The organism is Desulfosarcina ovata subsp. ovata (assembly GCF_009689005.1).
Lineage (GTDB): Bacteria > Desulfobacterota > Desulfobacteria > Desulfobacterales > Desulfosarcinaceae > Desulfosarcina > Desulfosarcina ovata.
This window is the reverse complement of the sequence record NZ_AP021879.1, coordinates 489,111-503,526: the sequence shown is the minus strand read 5'-3', so window position 1 is coordinate 503,526 and position 14,416 is coordinate 489,111. Positions and strand designations below refer to the sequence as shown.

Here is a 14,416-nt window from a genome sequence, read left to right as displayed (position 1 = left end):
TTTTTGCCTCACCCATTTCAGCCTACAGCCTACAGCCTATCCACCTATCCACCTAAACCATCCGACACGTCCGGTCGTAATCCTCGATACAGGTCGGCCGCTGTTTGTCCACGAATTCACCCAGGGTCACTCGCTTTTGGAAATCGATATCCAGATCGGTGATATCCGGGTGGTTGGCGATGATGGTACGCTCCTGATAGAGCCGCAACGTATCCATGGCCTTTTCCCGATTGCGGCGGCCGTAATTGATCGGACACGGCCCCAGCACCTCGATGAAAGAGAAGCCCGGCTTGAGCAGGGCCTTTTCAATGGACTGGGTCAGCTCCCGGGTGTGCAGGATGGTCCAGCGGGCAACAAAGGTCGCCCCCGCCGCGAAGGCCAGCAGCGGCAGGTTGAAGGGCGCCTCGGGATTGCCGTTCTGGGTCGTGGTGGTTTTGGCCTGGTGCGGGGTCGTGGCCGCCACCTGGCCACCGGTCATGCCGTAATTCAAATTGTTCAGGCAGATCACGGTCAGGTCCATATTGCGGCGGGCGGCATGGATAAAATGGTTGCCGCCGATGGCGAAGAGATCGCCGTCACCGGAGAAGACCACCACATTGAGTTCGGGATTGCCCAGTTTGAGTCCGGTGGCAAACGGGATCGCCCGGCCGTGGGTGGTGTGGAACGAATCCAGGTTGATGTACCCCGCGGCCCGTCCGGAGCAACCGATGCCCGATACCATACAGGTCTTGGAAAGGTCGATCCCGCTGTTCCGCATGCTCCGCAGGCAGGCCGAAAAGGCCGTGCCGATCCCACACCCCGGGCACCAGATGTGCGGAATACGGTCGGTACGGATCAGATCATCCAGGGGATGCGTGTCAATGTCGAGTGTCTGTTTTTCATGGGCCGTGGCACCTGCCATCAGAACGCCTCCTCGATTTTGGCGATGACCTGTTCCGGCGTGATCACCGTGCCGCCGGCGTGCCCCACCAAATGGCAGGCCGCCCTGGCACCGGCACACCGCTGCACCTCCAGGTGAACCTGCCCCAGGTTGATTTCAACGGTGACAAATCCCCGGACCCGTTCGGACAACTCCCGGATCTGGTTTTCGCAAAACGGCCAGACCGTAATCAGGCGCAACAGGCCCACTTTCATCCCCCTGGCCCGGGCCTGGACCATGGCGGCCCGGCTGGTGCGGGCCGAAATGCCGTAGGAGACCAGCACGATCTCGGCATCGTCCAGCTGCTGGCCCTCGGTCCGGATAATATCCGCACGGTTGTCCAGGATCTTGCGGGTCAGGCGCGCCATCATCTGTTCCTGGGCCTCGACAGCCATGACCGGGTACCCTTTTTCGTCGTGGGTCAGCCCGGTGACGTGCACATGGTAGCCCTGTCCGGCGGCTGGCATGGGCGCCACGCCGTTTTTATCCGGCTTGTAGAGCAGGAAGCGGTCCTTGCGCCCTTTGGGTTTGGGACGCGTGCGCGGCTTGATGGCAGCCGCCTCCGGGATCACCACCTTTTCGCTCATGTGACCGATGACTTCGTCGGTCATGATGAAAACCGGTGTGCGGTAGGTCTCGCTCAGGTCAAACGCCGTGATGGTCAGATAAAAAATTTCCTGGGCCGAGGCCGGGGCCAGGGCGATGATCTCGTAATCGCCGTGGGACCCCCAGCGCACCTGCATCATGTCGGCCTGGCCGGTCATGGTGGGCAGGCCCGTGGAGGGGCCGCCGCGCTGCACATTGACCACCACGCAGGGGGTTTCGGTGACCACGCCCAGTCCGATGTTTTCCATCATCAGGCTGAACCCGGGGCCCGAGGTGGCGGTCATGCTCTTCCGGCCCGACCAGGCGGCCCCCAGAATGGATGCCATGGCTCCGATCTCGTCTTCCATCTGGATGAATGTGCCGCCGACTTCGGGCAGCCGGATGGACATGTGCTCGGCAATCTCGGTTGCCGGCGTGATCGGATAGGCACCGAAGAACCGGCATCCGGCGGCCAGGGCCCCTTCGGCACAGGCCTCGTCACCGGTCATGTAGTACGTTCCGGTTAAAACAGCGGGTCGGTGGTTCATTGAATGTCGTCCCCGTAATCTAAATGGGCGTTGAATCGGAAACCGAATAGATGGCGAATTCGGGGCAAATAATTTCGCAATAGTGGCAATTGACACAGCCTTCCGGATCCGTGACTTCGGGCGGATGATATCCTTTTTTATTGAACCGCTTGGATGAAGCCAAAATATTGCGTGGACAGAATTCGATGCAATAGCCGCATCCCTTGCACCGGTCTTCAATGATATGAACGATGCCTTTGGTGATGTCGATAATCTGGGCATCCAGAGGGGCTCGCCAGAATTCCATGGTCGTGGTCCTTGATTTGCGTACCTGCCGGGCACGGCCGGCACCGCCGTTGTGGAAGATCCGCCGTACTGTTCCATGTCAATCATCAGGTCAGTCAAAAAGAGACATCGAACGGCCCGTGCCCCCGTTGACCATTACGAACAATGGAACACGGACCATTATCCATTTACCTTATCTATTTGGTGCTATCAAGTCGATATTCGGATTCTCTCCGAGACAAAAGGAGAGACCCTCACGGTTTTTAATACGGTGTCTGCATCACGATTTGAAACACGGCAAAAAACAGACATTATAAAAAAATTTCGAGCTGTGCGGACCATGCCCAGGATGGATATTGCACAAAGGGCTCACCAAAAATTAAGATATGAAAATAGGTTCGGAATTGACTGGACATCATTAAAGATAAATGCGATGTTTTGGTAGATCACTATCTCAAACCCCGAGACGGAGGCTACCAATGAGCAAATACAAAATCGAAGTCATGGTGAACCTGGTTGAATGTGATGAGGAAACGGACGATAAGCCCATTGAACTGGAAGATGGATGTTATCAATACACTGTAAACGCTGATGCCGGTGAAAATATAGACGACTGCGAAATAGCAATTTTAAATACGGCATACCCTGCAATAAGAGCCGCCATAGCACGACACATGGAAAAGGTGTCTAAAAAAAAGTCCTGACTTTCAGTGGGGCTAATCAAATTGAGGTAAATGAAAGCCCATATCTGGTGGATGGCGCCGTGGGGCGTTTTGCGTTTGAAACCCACTTCGCATTTGATGAAAATGGCGTTCGGTTTGACAGTAGTCAATCGATATTTGCCCCATTAGGAACGAATCAGTTTTATTTGACCACGGGCTTTAAGGAACGGGCCATGATTATGGGTAATACGGAAGGATCCTTCCGGAAAACATCAAAATGGCTCAACTTCATACGGCACCAAATAGAAGGCGGTACGCCACATCGCACATTGCATGATCAGACCCAGAAAGAAGGTCGGGAATTGATCGACCATTTAAAGCAAAAGGCCGATGATTTGAATCATGGCAACTTCAGCGCTGACGGATGTTGTATCAACCCAGATATTCCCAGGGGCGGAGAACCGATATCAATTCCCATGGATGAAGTTCACAAGGCCCTTTCTAAAGGATCTTTCGACTATAATCCGATTGAACTGTTGAATAATCCCGTCATTTACGAAGAACCCAGTCAAACGGTCAACATAAGCATAGACGACGTAACCCCCAAAAGGCAGAAGGGTACACGAGAAAGCCCAAAAATCACTGAGCATACGCGAAAATATGTACATGATACCGTATGCCACATTGAACATGGAGGCCCAAAATACGTATTGGCAGCTGATGGCACCAAATCATGCTTGTGGTTGCTAATCGCGTTTCTTTTGTCAAATTTTCTATTCGGCAAACGTCTTCAGATTTTTACCGACGGCCATAAGGCGCTAAATGCTGCCATCGTCAAGCAATTTGGTTGGTACAATAATATGCAGATTGTTCTTGATTGGTTTCATCTATGCAAGAAGTTCAAAGAAGAATTGAGCATGGGGATGAAAGGCAGAAAGTTGAGAAATGAAACGCTTCGCGCGGTTATGCCGTTGTTGTGGCACGGCCTTACAAACAAGGCCATATCATATCTTGAAAACATCCCGGCATCCGAAATCAAGGATGAGAATCATATTCAAAAGCTCATTGACTATTTGGGTCGGAATAAATCCTCGATTCCCAACTATGATATGCGCAAACGGTTAAATCTTCGGAACTCAAGTAATGTGGGTGAAAAGATGAACGACCTCGTCGTTTCAAATCGCCAAAAGAAGAACGGAATGAGTTGGGCGAAGAAAGGTTCCCTCAATCTGGCTATTATCACAACTTTGAAAATCAACGATGAATATCACAATTGGTTCAGCAATAAGGAAGTAAAATTTAGCTTAGCTGCTTGACCATTTAAGATATCTTCGTCCGCACAGCTCGAAATGAATGAGTTTCCTTCTGGATACCTGCGCTTTTCTCTGGGTAATCTTGAAAAAGGATCCATTTGACCGCATGTTGGTATGCCAGGCTATTGAACGTTCGTTAACTATCCTGACACCCGACTCCCTCATCCGGCAGTATCCGATCCGCACGCTTTGGTAGACCCGGCGTTGTGGCCAACACAACGCGTAAACGTCCGCCATTCAAGTTTCAATCCACGCCCTCGTGAGGGGAGCGACTTCGTAACCTTCCTGCTGTCCGCCGCCGGCGACCTGATTCAATCCACACTCCCGTGATGGGGGGCCGTAGGGGCGAAAAATTTTTCGCCCGTACAAAAACGCCCTCGTGATGAGGGCCGACAGCCTGGCCCGCACATAAATCATTGTCGTATCAATGTTTCAGTCCACGCCCCCGTGAAGGGAGCGACGTAATTCGGCCGGTCTTAAGGTGATATGGACGTAGTTTCAATCCACGCTCCCGTGAAGGGAGCGACTTAGACCCAGACTGCGTTATAGTCCCGGTAGCGGTTTCAATCCACGCTCCCGTGAAGGGAGCGACGTCCCACTGGCGTTCTGGTGGGTGGACAATATCGTTTCAATCCACGCTCCCGTGAAGGGAGCGACGATTGCCGTCATCAACGGCTTGGACACCATCCGGTTTCAATCCACGCTCCCGTGAAGGGAGCGACACCAGACATCGTCCTTGCCGGTCATAAGATCGTAGTTTCAATCCACGCTCCCGTGAAGGGAGCGACCTCTCAAGCGTCCCGATTGATTCAATCTTGCAGCGTTTCAATCCACGCTCCCGTGAAGGGAGCGACTGGATTCGAGCACAGATACATCATAGCTACCCTGGTTTCAATCCACGCTCCCGTGAAGGGAGCGACCTACATCAAGATCATCCTCGAAGGTAAGAAATCAGTTTCAATCCACGCTCCCGTGAAGTGAGCGACGACCTATAGCACCCGAGATCCGGTGCCTTATGAGGGGTTTCAATCCACGCTCCCGTGAAGGGAGCGACTTTCGCTTATGTTGCTGAATTCCCTGATAAATTTGTTTCAATCCACGCTCCCGTGAAGGGAGCGACTTGGCAAGGGCGAAACGAAATCCAAAGCCAATCAGTTTCAATCCACGCTCCCGTGAAGGGAGCGACTCTCCTTTGTCGGATTGATTGATTGATAACCACTGTTTCAATCCACGCTCCCGTGAAGGGAGCGACGTTTACCGATGTTCTTGTAACCGTTCTCAATCATTGTTTCAATCCACGCTCCCGTGAAGGGAGCGACGTTTCAAGTTTGAAAGAGAGGGATAAAAAAAAATGTTTCAATCCACGCTCCCGTGAAGGGAGCGACTCTCCTTTGTTTTTGCTGTTAGGTTGGCTCATCAGTTTCAATCCACGCTCCCGTGAAGGGAGCGACGATCCTATAAGGGGTTCGCTGTAAAGCGTTCAATGTTTCAATCCACGCTCCCGTGAAGGGAGCGACCCATTCCTGCACCATGGAGACGATGTCTTCTGGGTTTCAATCCACGCTCCCGTGAAGGGAGCGACCGCCTTCCGCGTCCTTAAAAAGCACCGGGTAGGGTTTCAATCCACGCTCCCGTGAAGGGAGCGACGAACATGCTTGACGGGATCAAGAGCGGATTTCCGTTTCAATCCACGCTCCCGTGAAGGGAGCGACGCGGCTCATAATGGCCATCGATTACCAGTCGACTGTTTCAATCCACGCTCCCGTGAAGGGAGCGACCTTACAGGGTCAACAGACCTCAGTGGCGATGTTACGGTTTCAATCCACGCTCCCGTGAAGGGAGCGACTGAGCGCAAACTCTATGCTCGATTTTTCGATGCTGTTTCAATCCACGCTCCCGTGAAGGGAGCGACGCACGTCGATGATTGCTATCTTGCGGTAGGATCGTTTCAATCCACGCTCCCGTGAAGGGAGCGACCCGGGAGATGGGGTTACCGATGCAATCCTACGCGAGTTTCAATCCACGCTCCCGTGAAGGGAGCGACGGGATGGGATTCCACGGCTATCGAAACAATGACCGTTTCAATCCACGCTCCCGTGAAGGGAGCGACACGGCAACCGCAGAGAAAAAGCTCCAGACGCTTGTTTCAATCCACGCTCCCGTGAAGGGAGCGACAGACCCAGTTGGGATCGGGAGGAGCTCACGATTTGTTTCAATCCACGCTCCCGTGAAGGGAGCGACGAGCTGATCGAGTGTGTCTTCAACGCCGTCAAGAGTTTCAATCCACGCTCCCGTGAAGGGAGCGACACGACATCGACGACGTTTTAGACGCCATCGCGGAAGTTTCAATCCACGCTCCCGTGAAGGGAGCGACGCGTATGGGATACGCGGGAGGATTCACAAAAGTTGTTTCAATCCACGCTCCCGTGAAGGGAGCGACTGACGCGTTCATGCAGATAAAAATGGATTATTTGAGTTTCAATCCACGCTCCCGTGAAGGGAGCGACACCATTGGGTGACTTTGCGCGAAGTATCTCAATTCGTTTCAATCCACGCTCCCGTGAAGGGAGCGACGGGACTCTTTACACGGTTGCTGCCGGCAGCCAGGTTTCAATCCACGCTCCCGTGAAGGGAGCGACCTTTGTGACCGTGTTTTCGGTGTTTCCGGTTCTGTTTCAATCCACGCTCCCGTGAAGGGAGCGACGAGTTTTTCCAACGAACTATTCGACGGGCTCAAGTTTCAATCCACGCTCCCGTGAAGGGAGCGACCTGGATCACGGGGCGTGAACACAATGGTTAGGTGGTTTCAATCCACGCTCCCGTGAAGGGAGCGACGGTTGGTGAGGCGCTTGAATCAATAGGTGTATCTCAGTTTCAATCCACGCTCCCGTGAAGGGAGCGACGAATCCCATCAATCGGCCCCATCGGTATTACCGGTTTCAATCCACGCTCCCGTGAAGGGAGCGACCCTCTTTCCATCAGTTCTGGCCGTTTGAAACCCGGTTTCAATCCACGCTCCCGTGAAGGGAGCGACGTTGATTGCAACAGTAGGTCGCGCGTAATGTCTGTTTCAATCCACGCTCCCGTGAAGGGAGCGACCACTCGCGCCACGTCAGATCATCATAGTTGAACTGTTTCAATCCACGCTCCCGTGAAGGGAGCGACAATCTACGTCTACAAATTCTACTGGTCCGGGAATGTTTCAATCCACGCTCCCGTGAAGGGAGCGACTGGTCATTTTTTACACCTCATGCGCTATGATTGAGTTTCAATCCACGCTCCCGTGAAGGGAGCGACGAAGGGGTTGCACCTATTCCAGGTGATCGAGCCAGTTTCAATCCACGCTCCCGTGAAGGGAGCGACGGTTGGTACACATGTGACCGATGCCACGGTACAGGTTTCAATCCACGCTCCCGTGAAGGGAGCGACTCGAACTTGCTCAACTACTTGATGAAATATCTGTGCCGTTTCAATCCACGCTCCCGTGAAGGGAGCGACTGCTGCACTTTAACGTCCTGTTTCTATAGGTACAATCTTGCGGTCATCCGCGATATGACGTTTCAAGGCCGTTAAAGTTCTCACTGAAAAAATCCCTCATTTTTCTATTTGCATTTAAATCAGTCAGATAAACGACAACGCGAACATCCCGGTAAAATCTTGTCCGTTTGGGGTTCGCATCGGGTGTTATTGGAGCTCAAATTGCGTTTACACGATCAAGGGACCTTCCTGGTCGAAGCTTTTCTCCAGGCCCACATGCTCGATGCGATTTTTCCAATTGGCCCCGAGAAAGTAAAACCGGAGGCTATCGGTGCCTGTTTCGATCTGGTCAGTCAGTTTCTGTTTGAGAACCGTCCATTGCGCCGGGTCGACAATGCATTCGAAAACCGAATACTGCACACGCTGACCGTAGTTCTTGCAGATTTTGGCCACCCGCCTCAGACGACCCGGTCCTTCCTCATCAATCGTCGACACGTCATAACTGACAAGCACCATCATAACATTTACCTCCAGACAAAGGGTGGATAGGCATCCAGATCGCCGCGCAGATGACGCGCCAGCAAAAGCGCCTGGGTGCTGAACAGCAGCCCCACGGTAACCTTTTCCTCCAAAAACGGGTGAAAGATCTCATCCTGTTTGCGTTTCTGATAGGTGACCAGCACGGTTTTGCGCAATTCATCGCTCATGGTCACGGCACCGGTTTCCTGGGTTGAGAAATCCTTTTTCGCGGCCTGTCCACGATTGATCAATGACAGGACAAGCCGATCGGCAATGACCGGCCGGAATTCTTCCATCATGTCCAGTGCCAGGCTGGGCCGCCCGGGCCGGTCACGGTGCAGGAAGCCCACAGCCGAATCCAGCCCGACCGACTCAAGTGCGGAACGCACGTCGTGGAGCAACAGGGTATAAACAAAAGAGAGGAGGCAGTTGACCGGATCAAGCGGCGGCCGGCGATTGCGCCCGTTGAAAGAAAATCCATTGGCCTTATTGACGATGAGGTGGTCAAAAGCCCCAAAATACACTCGGGCCGCATCCCCTTCCATGCCCCTCAAGGAATCTAGGGGAACATCCGATCCGGTACTCTTAAGCAACGCTGAAATATGGTTCGCCGCCGAATTAATTCCGGCCGCATCGACCTTGTCGCCGTGATCCCTGACCACCCGCTGCAGCACGGTGCGCGAATTGGCCAGTTTGCCGACAAGAACCCCATGGGCGATCTGAGCTGAAGCGTCCATGTTGTCCGCCCGTCGATACTGCTCCCTCCGTAACAACACATTTCCCGACACCGGCCCCTGGACCCGGGCAAGAAAACGGCCGTGTTCGCTCAAGAAACTGATGGCCACATCCCGATCCGCACAAAATCCCATCAGATAAGGGCTGCACAGCACGCGCCCGAAGCAGACGATCCCATCCAGGGTATGGATGGGAAGCTGAAGCTTCTTCTCACGATCCACGGAAACGACCACCGTCTCCCCTTCCTTATTCAGATAGGCGCCCTGGGTGGTGACAAACAAGGTATTGAGGTGTTTTTTCATTTCCCCTCTCTGATCGATTCGAGATATCGCGAGACACGCTTTTTTCCATCCAGTTTCTCCGGCATGCAATAAGAGATGAAAGAGCAGTTCGGGCAGCGTTTATCGAATACCGGCGGCGGCGTCTTGCGTGCATCGAACATCGCATGAAGCCGTTCCGCCATCTGCATCGTCTCGGTGCGCAGGGCATCATCGAAAGCCACATCCTGTCGACGCCGGGTCTTGCCATAAAACAAGGCTCCATGCTCAATATGACAATCCAGCATCTCCTCCAGGCAGAGTGCCTGGGCGCATAGCTGGATTTTGTCGCAGTTGTCCTTTTTCGGCCGGCCCCGTTTGTATTCCACCGGGAAAGGCTGCCAGATGGTCTTCCCACCCGGCGACTGCTGACGGTGGAATTCGACAACATCGGCCTTACCGATCAGTCCCAGGCGCAACGAACGCAATGCGACAGCCGAGGAAATGCGCACATCGCGGCGCTTTTCACTTTTACCCGTGTCCACCCGCTCATGCATGATGCGCCCCTCGGCGGTAAAGCGGTTCTCCAACCACACCTGCTCAATATGAATCAGGGCGCACTGTCGCTCACAGAAGCAAATATGTTGAAGGGCGGAAAGGGCCAATAGATCTAATTCGGCAAACAAAACTTATATTTCCATTTGATTAACTCATATAATTAGTCTATATTACAAAAATGAGAATTATCCAGTGGCGAAATAAAGCGCTCCGGCAACTACGCAAAATCAAATCAAAGGCCGAGCGTGTCAAAATCACAAATGCCGTTCGCAAACTGGAAGGCTTTCCTGACTGTCAGGATGTAAAAAAGCTCAAGAACCGTGACGACTATCGCCTGCGAGTCGGTCGTTGGCGAATTATTTTTACAGAACAGCTTGAAATCATCCTCATCGAGGAGATTAAAAAACGGAATGAACGCACCTACACTTCATAATGTCCAAGTAATCAGCCGAAATGGAAAACCCGAATACGCTGTTGTACCGTATATGGATTATCTTCGTCTTCTCGAAAAAGCCGAAGACAGCGAGGCCATCATCCCCCATGAAGTCGTCGAGCTTGTCATCGAAAAAGAGTTCAACCTTTTAAAAGCCTGGCGCAAACATCTTGGTCTGACCCAGAAAGAGGTTGCCCGACGCGCCGATATCACCCAGTCGGCCCTGTCTCAGATGGAACGTACAGCAAGCAACAACCGAACGGCCACCCTGGAAAAACTGGCCAAGGCCCTGGGGATTGAAACCAATCAGTTGGTAGACTGAGTTGTTTTCTCTCTGGCCTGTTGTTTCTTACTGGCTTCATCAACCAATTCCATCGATGCTTGCCAGGCTGTTTTGCAGAAATCGGCAAGCGGTTTCATCTGTCTGTACCGCCTTACGCGAGGCGAACAAATCCGCTTCGGCAAAGGCTCGCCCCTGTTCCAGGCATTCATAAACCAGGTCGATGGCCCTGGCATGGCCGACTACTTCCTGATGGTCTTTCAGCGGCTTGCCGGCGATGGTCAACCCCTCTTCCAGCACAAATGCGGTTTCACCTATGGTAAGGGTATTCCCCTCGATGGCCGTGGAGGTATGCGTCCACAAGTTCCTGAGTTGGGCTATCAGGGCTTTTTTGAGGTCGGGGTCTAAGTTTGTCAGAAAGTATAGCATGCCTTTAACTCTTTATATTTGTGCGTTTTACAACATTTCCAAAATTTCAACCTTCTCCGGTGCATTGTCGATGGATACGGTGTAGTCGTCGAACGAGCGAGGTGGACGCTCACCGCAATTTTTCTCCACATTAACGAGGCCAAACAGTTTCTGAGCAGGCGCATTCCCCAATTCGGATTCATGCTTGAAGACGATTAGCTTTTGGGGAGCCATTTCACCACGAGCGGCAGACCTATCATGATCGAACATATTGATGAGTGCTTTCCAGAATAGTTCCAAATCATCTTCGGTAAAACCGGTTTGCTTTGCCAACGGTGCTGATATAAAACCGTGAACTTTGTATAATCCGTAAGGAATGGTAAATTTGCGCCCCATGGTGCGCTCCTTTTCCAAATCTTCTTCTTTGGTCACGGCCATTCGTGTAATGGTGTGTTCTCCGGTAAAGATACGGTCAACACTGCGCCCAAAACCAAATTGCACCGGTCCTCGAACCTGGCCGGCATTTATTTCGGTGCTCATTACAGCTCCGAATGTCCGGATGTCGAAAAAGTTCTGGCACATCCATCCAGTCACTCTTTTAGCGTCCTCTTCTTTTTTAGGGAGCTTTTTTGCCTCGGGCTTCAAATCATATGCTTTATAAGCACGTTCGTGAGCGCGATTGAGCACAGCCTTTTCTTTTACATAGATCTCATAAGGGGGTTGTTCGCCTTTTACCAAACCGACATAATTACGCACTTTTCGTTTAAGACAAACATCGGTCACCAGCCCGTTGCCTGTTTCGGGATCAATGCGTGGTAGATTTCCGGCATCGGGGTCTCCATTGGGGTTGCCGTCCTTGACATCGAACAACAGTATAAATTCATAGCGGTTTTTAATGGCTTCACCCATTAGTATTCTCCTTTATTTCTTCAGTTTTTTTACTGGTAAAAAAATCCTGGCGCTGGTGATAGTACCCAACAGAAAATCGTCCCTGGTCTTCAAGATCGAGAATGGAAGGTATTCCTTTGGCGGGAATATGCCCGAAGACTTCCTGTTTCAGTTGTTCCAACCAGACGATACCCTTACCGGAATTCCTTATTTTTGCCAGATGGTGCACGGAGAGTTCGTCCAACCGTTTGAAAGTAATCAACGGTGAACTAGTCGCGGCGCCGAAATATGTATCGCGGATAGTTTTATTTAGGTTCTGCCGTTTTTTTCCTTCGGGTGTGTGCGCCAGTTCCTGAATCCATTCAAGAACAGCAAAAAGCCGGCCGAGCACGTAACCGATGTTGTCGTAGCTCTTATCCAGTGCCACGGACACCTCCTTATCTTTTAAGTTAGAAGTACGCGACATACGCGTTAGGACGCCTTTTATGATCGAAGCGCGCGCAAAGGTCACTTTCTGTTCCGCTTTGCAGCGGCGTATGGCATTTGCAAACAAGGTGCGCGGGTAGGCGGTTCCGGTAAAAACCGAACGGGCAACCTCGCCACCGAGATTAGGTGGAATGTTATCGGCTTTTCGTTCCGTTGCCGTTGAAACCAATAACTGGAACAAGGATAAAAATTCGGGATCATGGGGCGCGCGAACCATCTCTATATCAAGGAAATGTTCCGCCACACGCTCTTTTATCTTTTTTACATTGCCCTCGCACCAAAAACGAACGGCAATACGAGAGGCATTCGGCGCCAATCCAAGGACGTAAAATGGCAGATCTTCTTCACCAAGCGGGAGACCTGTTTTTACAGCGCTTAGCAGGCCTCTGATTTTATTGTAGCTTACGGCTTCTTCTCCTTTTTTCGGAGCTAAAATGGGATGGAGATCCTTTTCAAAATCACACGGGTCCCTGGCCCAAAAAACAGTGCTGGCATCGCCGACCTGCATTCGCTGATTGGCCGAAGCGAGCAGATAATTCAGGGCGGTGGTGTATGCGAATTCAATGGATGATCCGACCGGAGCATTGAAACCTTGTTTCTTTCCAAAAGAGCGAAATGCATCGAGATTGAAAGAAACAATGTTCGCTCCAGAGGATTGCGCGCCCCAAACCCCTTTAATGGCCGTATGCAGAATAGCAGGAACATTTTTTTTACCGCTAACCGAACAGGCCTGGAGCTCACCTTCGGGCTTCAATTTTTCCGAAATGGCGGCAACTACTTCGGGGTGTTGACAAACCAGCTGTGTATCCCCGGCAAGGGAAAAAGTGATGTTTCCCCCACTCTGTTCCACCTCATCCCAAAGCGTATGTTCAAAAATAGGATTGAACTCGCCGCAGCGTAAAAATGACAGGACAGCCATAGCTCCCCTATCGGAACACCCGCTCAAGGTTTGTTCGACTTTTTCGACAAACGCTTTATGTTGTTCCACCGCTCGGGCTGAACTTTTTTCTATATTTTTGCCTTTTTCAGGCAATGCCCTCCCCAAAACATACGGAACCGTGTCCCAGAGAAGGTTAGCGGCGATACCCGACGAACGCTTGATTCCCTTAGGCACTAGCGATAGTCGCCCTTTGCGCTTCTTTCCGGTACCTTCGCGAAGATCGTGAAAGTTAACGAATTTACCGGCGTCATCAAGCTTAATCAAAAAATCAATTGCCTTGTGTTCAAATCCGAGGGGGGCAACATCTACGCCTGGGTCATCGGCAAGCCGCTGGTAATAAGCTGACAAGGCGTTCAGAATCATGAGCGCACCTCCACATTACGAAGGTCGATTTTGCCGTTGACCATTTTAGCGTTGAAAAATTGGGGCATGGGCTCCTTGCCGGAATAATCGATATCGTGGAGCATCCATCCGAAATCGTGTGTCTTGGCGATGGCTGGTAGATCTGACGCATCTTTTGGTATGAATTCAAAATCAACGGGGAATTCACGACATCCAAAATATGGGCGGTGAAAGCACTGTCCCTGGGATGCCCGGCGGATAAACATCTGTTCGAATTTAACAACATTGTCCTCGGGACCGGCCCTGGCGGTTAATTCAAATTCAGCGTGAATGACATAAGCCACATCGCGAAGAAAAAGTCCTGCCCGCTGTTGACGCTCTTTCTCTATATAAAGTCCAAGAAAGCCGGAACCTTCACGCATCGCGGTCTTGGCATTTCTCGCGGATACCACCGCCCCCACTTCATTACGCCGGACAGATTCCCATTTAATTGGATTCATCACATCAATTTGTAGAATTTTCCAGAAGATGGCCGGTTTCCAGAGGATCGCCTCCAAAATTCCCCGGGCGGCGGAAGGCGTCATCACATCATAGGACACCCGCTCAACTTTCATTTCCGGCCGGGTAAAACAGGCATTTGGACCGCTTACCTTAAGCCTAAATGGACTGCTTTTATTCATTTTATGTCCTTTTTATATGTGTTATTTGTTTAAGCTGAGCTTGGCGAGAGTGTTGATTTGATATAAGTTGTTCAAAGCGAAATTTTTTTAATTCTAAGGTGATCGATTCATTAAATATTTCC

General features: G+C 51.6%; 14 protein-coding genes and 1 CRISPR repeat array. Of the genes, 4 read left to right on the top strand and 10 right to left on the bottom strand.

Annotated elements, in window-relative coordinates:
* Nucleotides 1-52 precede the first annotated feature (52 nt).
* The 3 genes from GN112_RS02325 to GN112_RS02315 are packed head-to-tail and all read right to left on the bottom strand — an operon-like array spanning nt 53 to nt 2,338.
* On the bottom strand, nt 53-901 hold the full coding sequence (locus GN112_RS02325; protein ID WP_155308749.1) for a 2-oxoacid:ferredoxin oxidoreductase subunit beta: 849 nt from the start codon (nt 899-901) through the stop codon (nt 53-55).
* Nucleotides 901-2,052 (bottom strand): 2-oxoacid:acceptor oxidoreductase subunit alpha, encoded by a 1,152-nt coding sequence (locus GN112_RS02320; RefSeq protein WP_155308748.1) that lies wholly within the window; start codon nt 2,050-2,052, stop codon nt 901-903. Before GN112_RS02320 ends, GN112_RS02325 begins: the two co-directional genes overlap by 1 nt.
* A 19-nt stretch (nt 2,053-2,071) precedes the next feature.
* A complete protein-coding gene (locus GN112_RS02315) occupies nt 2,072-2,338 on the bottom strand; it encodes a 4Fe-4S dicluster domain-containing protein (protein WP_155308747.1) in 267 nt (88 codons plus the stop codon).
* A 457-nt stretch (nt 2,339-2,795) separates the two neighbouring features.
* Between GN112_RS02315 and GN112_RS02310 the strand changes: the two genes are divergently transcribed.
* Both GN112_RS02310 and GN112_RS34165 read left to right on the top strand, forming a co-directional pair.
* The gene (locus GN112_RS02310; RefSeq protein ID WP_155308746.1) at nt 2,796-3,020 is read left to right on the top strand and encodes a hypothetical protein; all 225 of its coding nucleotides are present in this window, start codon (nt 2,796-2,798) and stop codon (nt 3,018-3,020) included.
* A gap of 47 nt (nt 3,021-3,067) precedes the next feature.
* Entirely contained in the window at nt 3,068-4,294 is a 1,227-nt protein-coding gene (locus GN112_RS34165; protein ID WP_231716912.1) for a hypothetical protein, read from the top strand.
* Nucleotides 4,295-4,720: 426 nt separating this feature from the next.
* A CRISPR array of direct repeats spans nt 4,721-7,789; the repeat unit is 32 nt; unit sequence GTTTCAATCCACGCTCCCGTGAAGGGAGCGAC.
* Between the two features lie 207 nt (nt 7,790-7,996).
* On the opposite strand, the gene cas2 is transcribed toward GN112_RS34165, so the two are convergent.
* Genes cas2 through cas4 form a run of 3 tightly spaced genes read right to left on the bottom strand, consistent with a single transcriptional unit; the run spans nt 7,997 to nt 9,965 of the window.
* The gene (cas2, locus tag GN112_RS02300) at nt 7,997-8,287 is read right to left on the bottom strand and encodes a CRISPR-associated endonuclease Cas2 (protein WP_155308745.1); all 291 of its coding nucleotides are present in this window, start codon (nt 8,285-8,287) and stop codon (nt 7,997-7,999) included.
* A gap of 5 nt (nt 8,288-8,292) precedes the next feature.
* Nucleotides 8,293-9,324, bottom strand: coding sequence for a type I-C CRISPR-associated endonuclease Cas1c (gene cas1c / locus GN112_RS02295; RefSeq protein WP_155308744.1), 1,032 nt, complete (start codon nt 9,322-9,324; stop codon nt 8,293-8,295).
* Nucleotides 9,321-9,965 (bottom strand): CRISPR-associated protein Cas4, encoded by a 645-nt coding sequence (cas4, locus tag GN112_RS02290; RefSeq protein WP_155308743.1) that lies wholly within the window; start codon nt 9,963-9,965, stop codon nt 9,321-9,323. Before cas4 ends, cas1c begins: the two co-directional genes overlap by 4 nt.
* A 50-nt stretch (nt 9,966-10,015) precedes the next feature.
* Here cas4 and GN112_RS35095 point away from each other — a divergent pair, with 50 nt between their 5' ends.
* Nucleotides 10,016-10,270: a type II toxin-antitoxin system RelE family toxin gene (locus GN112_RS35095; protein WP_155308742.1), complete on the top strand. Its 255-nt coding sequence runs from the start codon at nt 10,016-10,018 to the stop codon at nt 10,268-10,270.
* On the top strand, nt 10,248-10,592 hold the full coding sequence (locus tag GN112_RS02280) for a helix-turn-helix domain-containing protein (RefSeq protein ID WP_155308741.1): 345 nt from the start codon (nt 10,248-10,250) through the stop codon (nt 10,590-10,592). The genes GN112_RS35095 and GN112_RS02280 overlap by 23 nt, the downstream gene beginning before the upstream one ends.
* A gap of 39 nt (nt 10,593-10,631) precedes the next feature.
* Here GN112_RS02280 and GN112_RS02275 read toward each other — a convergent pair whose 3' ends face one another.
* From GN112_RS02275 to cas5c, 4 genes are read right to left on the bottom strand one after another with little or no spacing between them, the layout of a single operon-like run.
* Nucleotides 10,632-10,979, bottom strand: a complete 348-nt coding sequence (locus GN112_RS02275) for a Fic family protein (RefSeq protein WP_197743240.1) — start codon at nt 10,977-10,979, stop codon at nt 10,632-10,634.
* Nucleotides 10,980-11,006: 27 nt separating this feature from the next.
* Nucleotides 11,007-11,867: a type I-C CRISPR-associated protein Cas7/Csd2 gene (gene cas7c, locus GN112_RS02270; RefSeq protein WP_155308740.1), complete on the bottom strand. Its 861-nt coding sequence runs from the start codon at nt 11,865-11,867 to the stop codon at nt 11,007-11,009.
* Nucleotides 11,860-13,635 carry a type I-C CRISPR-associated protein Cas8c/Csd1 gene (gene cas8c / locus GN112_RS02265; protein ID WP_155308739.1) on the bottom strand — a complete coding sequence of 592 codons (1,776 nt, stop codon included), beginning with the start codon at nt 13,633-13,635 and terminating at the stop codon, nt 11,860-11,862. Before cas8c ends, cas7c begins: the two co-directional genes overlap by 8 nt.
* Nucleotides 13,632-14,294 carry a type I-C CRISPR-associated protein Cas5c gene (gene cas5c / locus GN112_RS02260; protein WP_155308738.1) on the bottom strand — a complete coding sequence of 221 codons (663 nt, stop codon included), beginning with the start codon at nt 14,292-14,294 and terminating at the stop codon, nt 13,632-13,634. Before cas5c ends, cas8c begins: the two co-directional genes overlap by 4 nt.
* Nucleotides 14,295-14,416 lie beyond the last annotated feature (122 nt).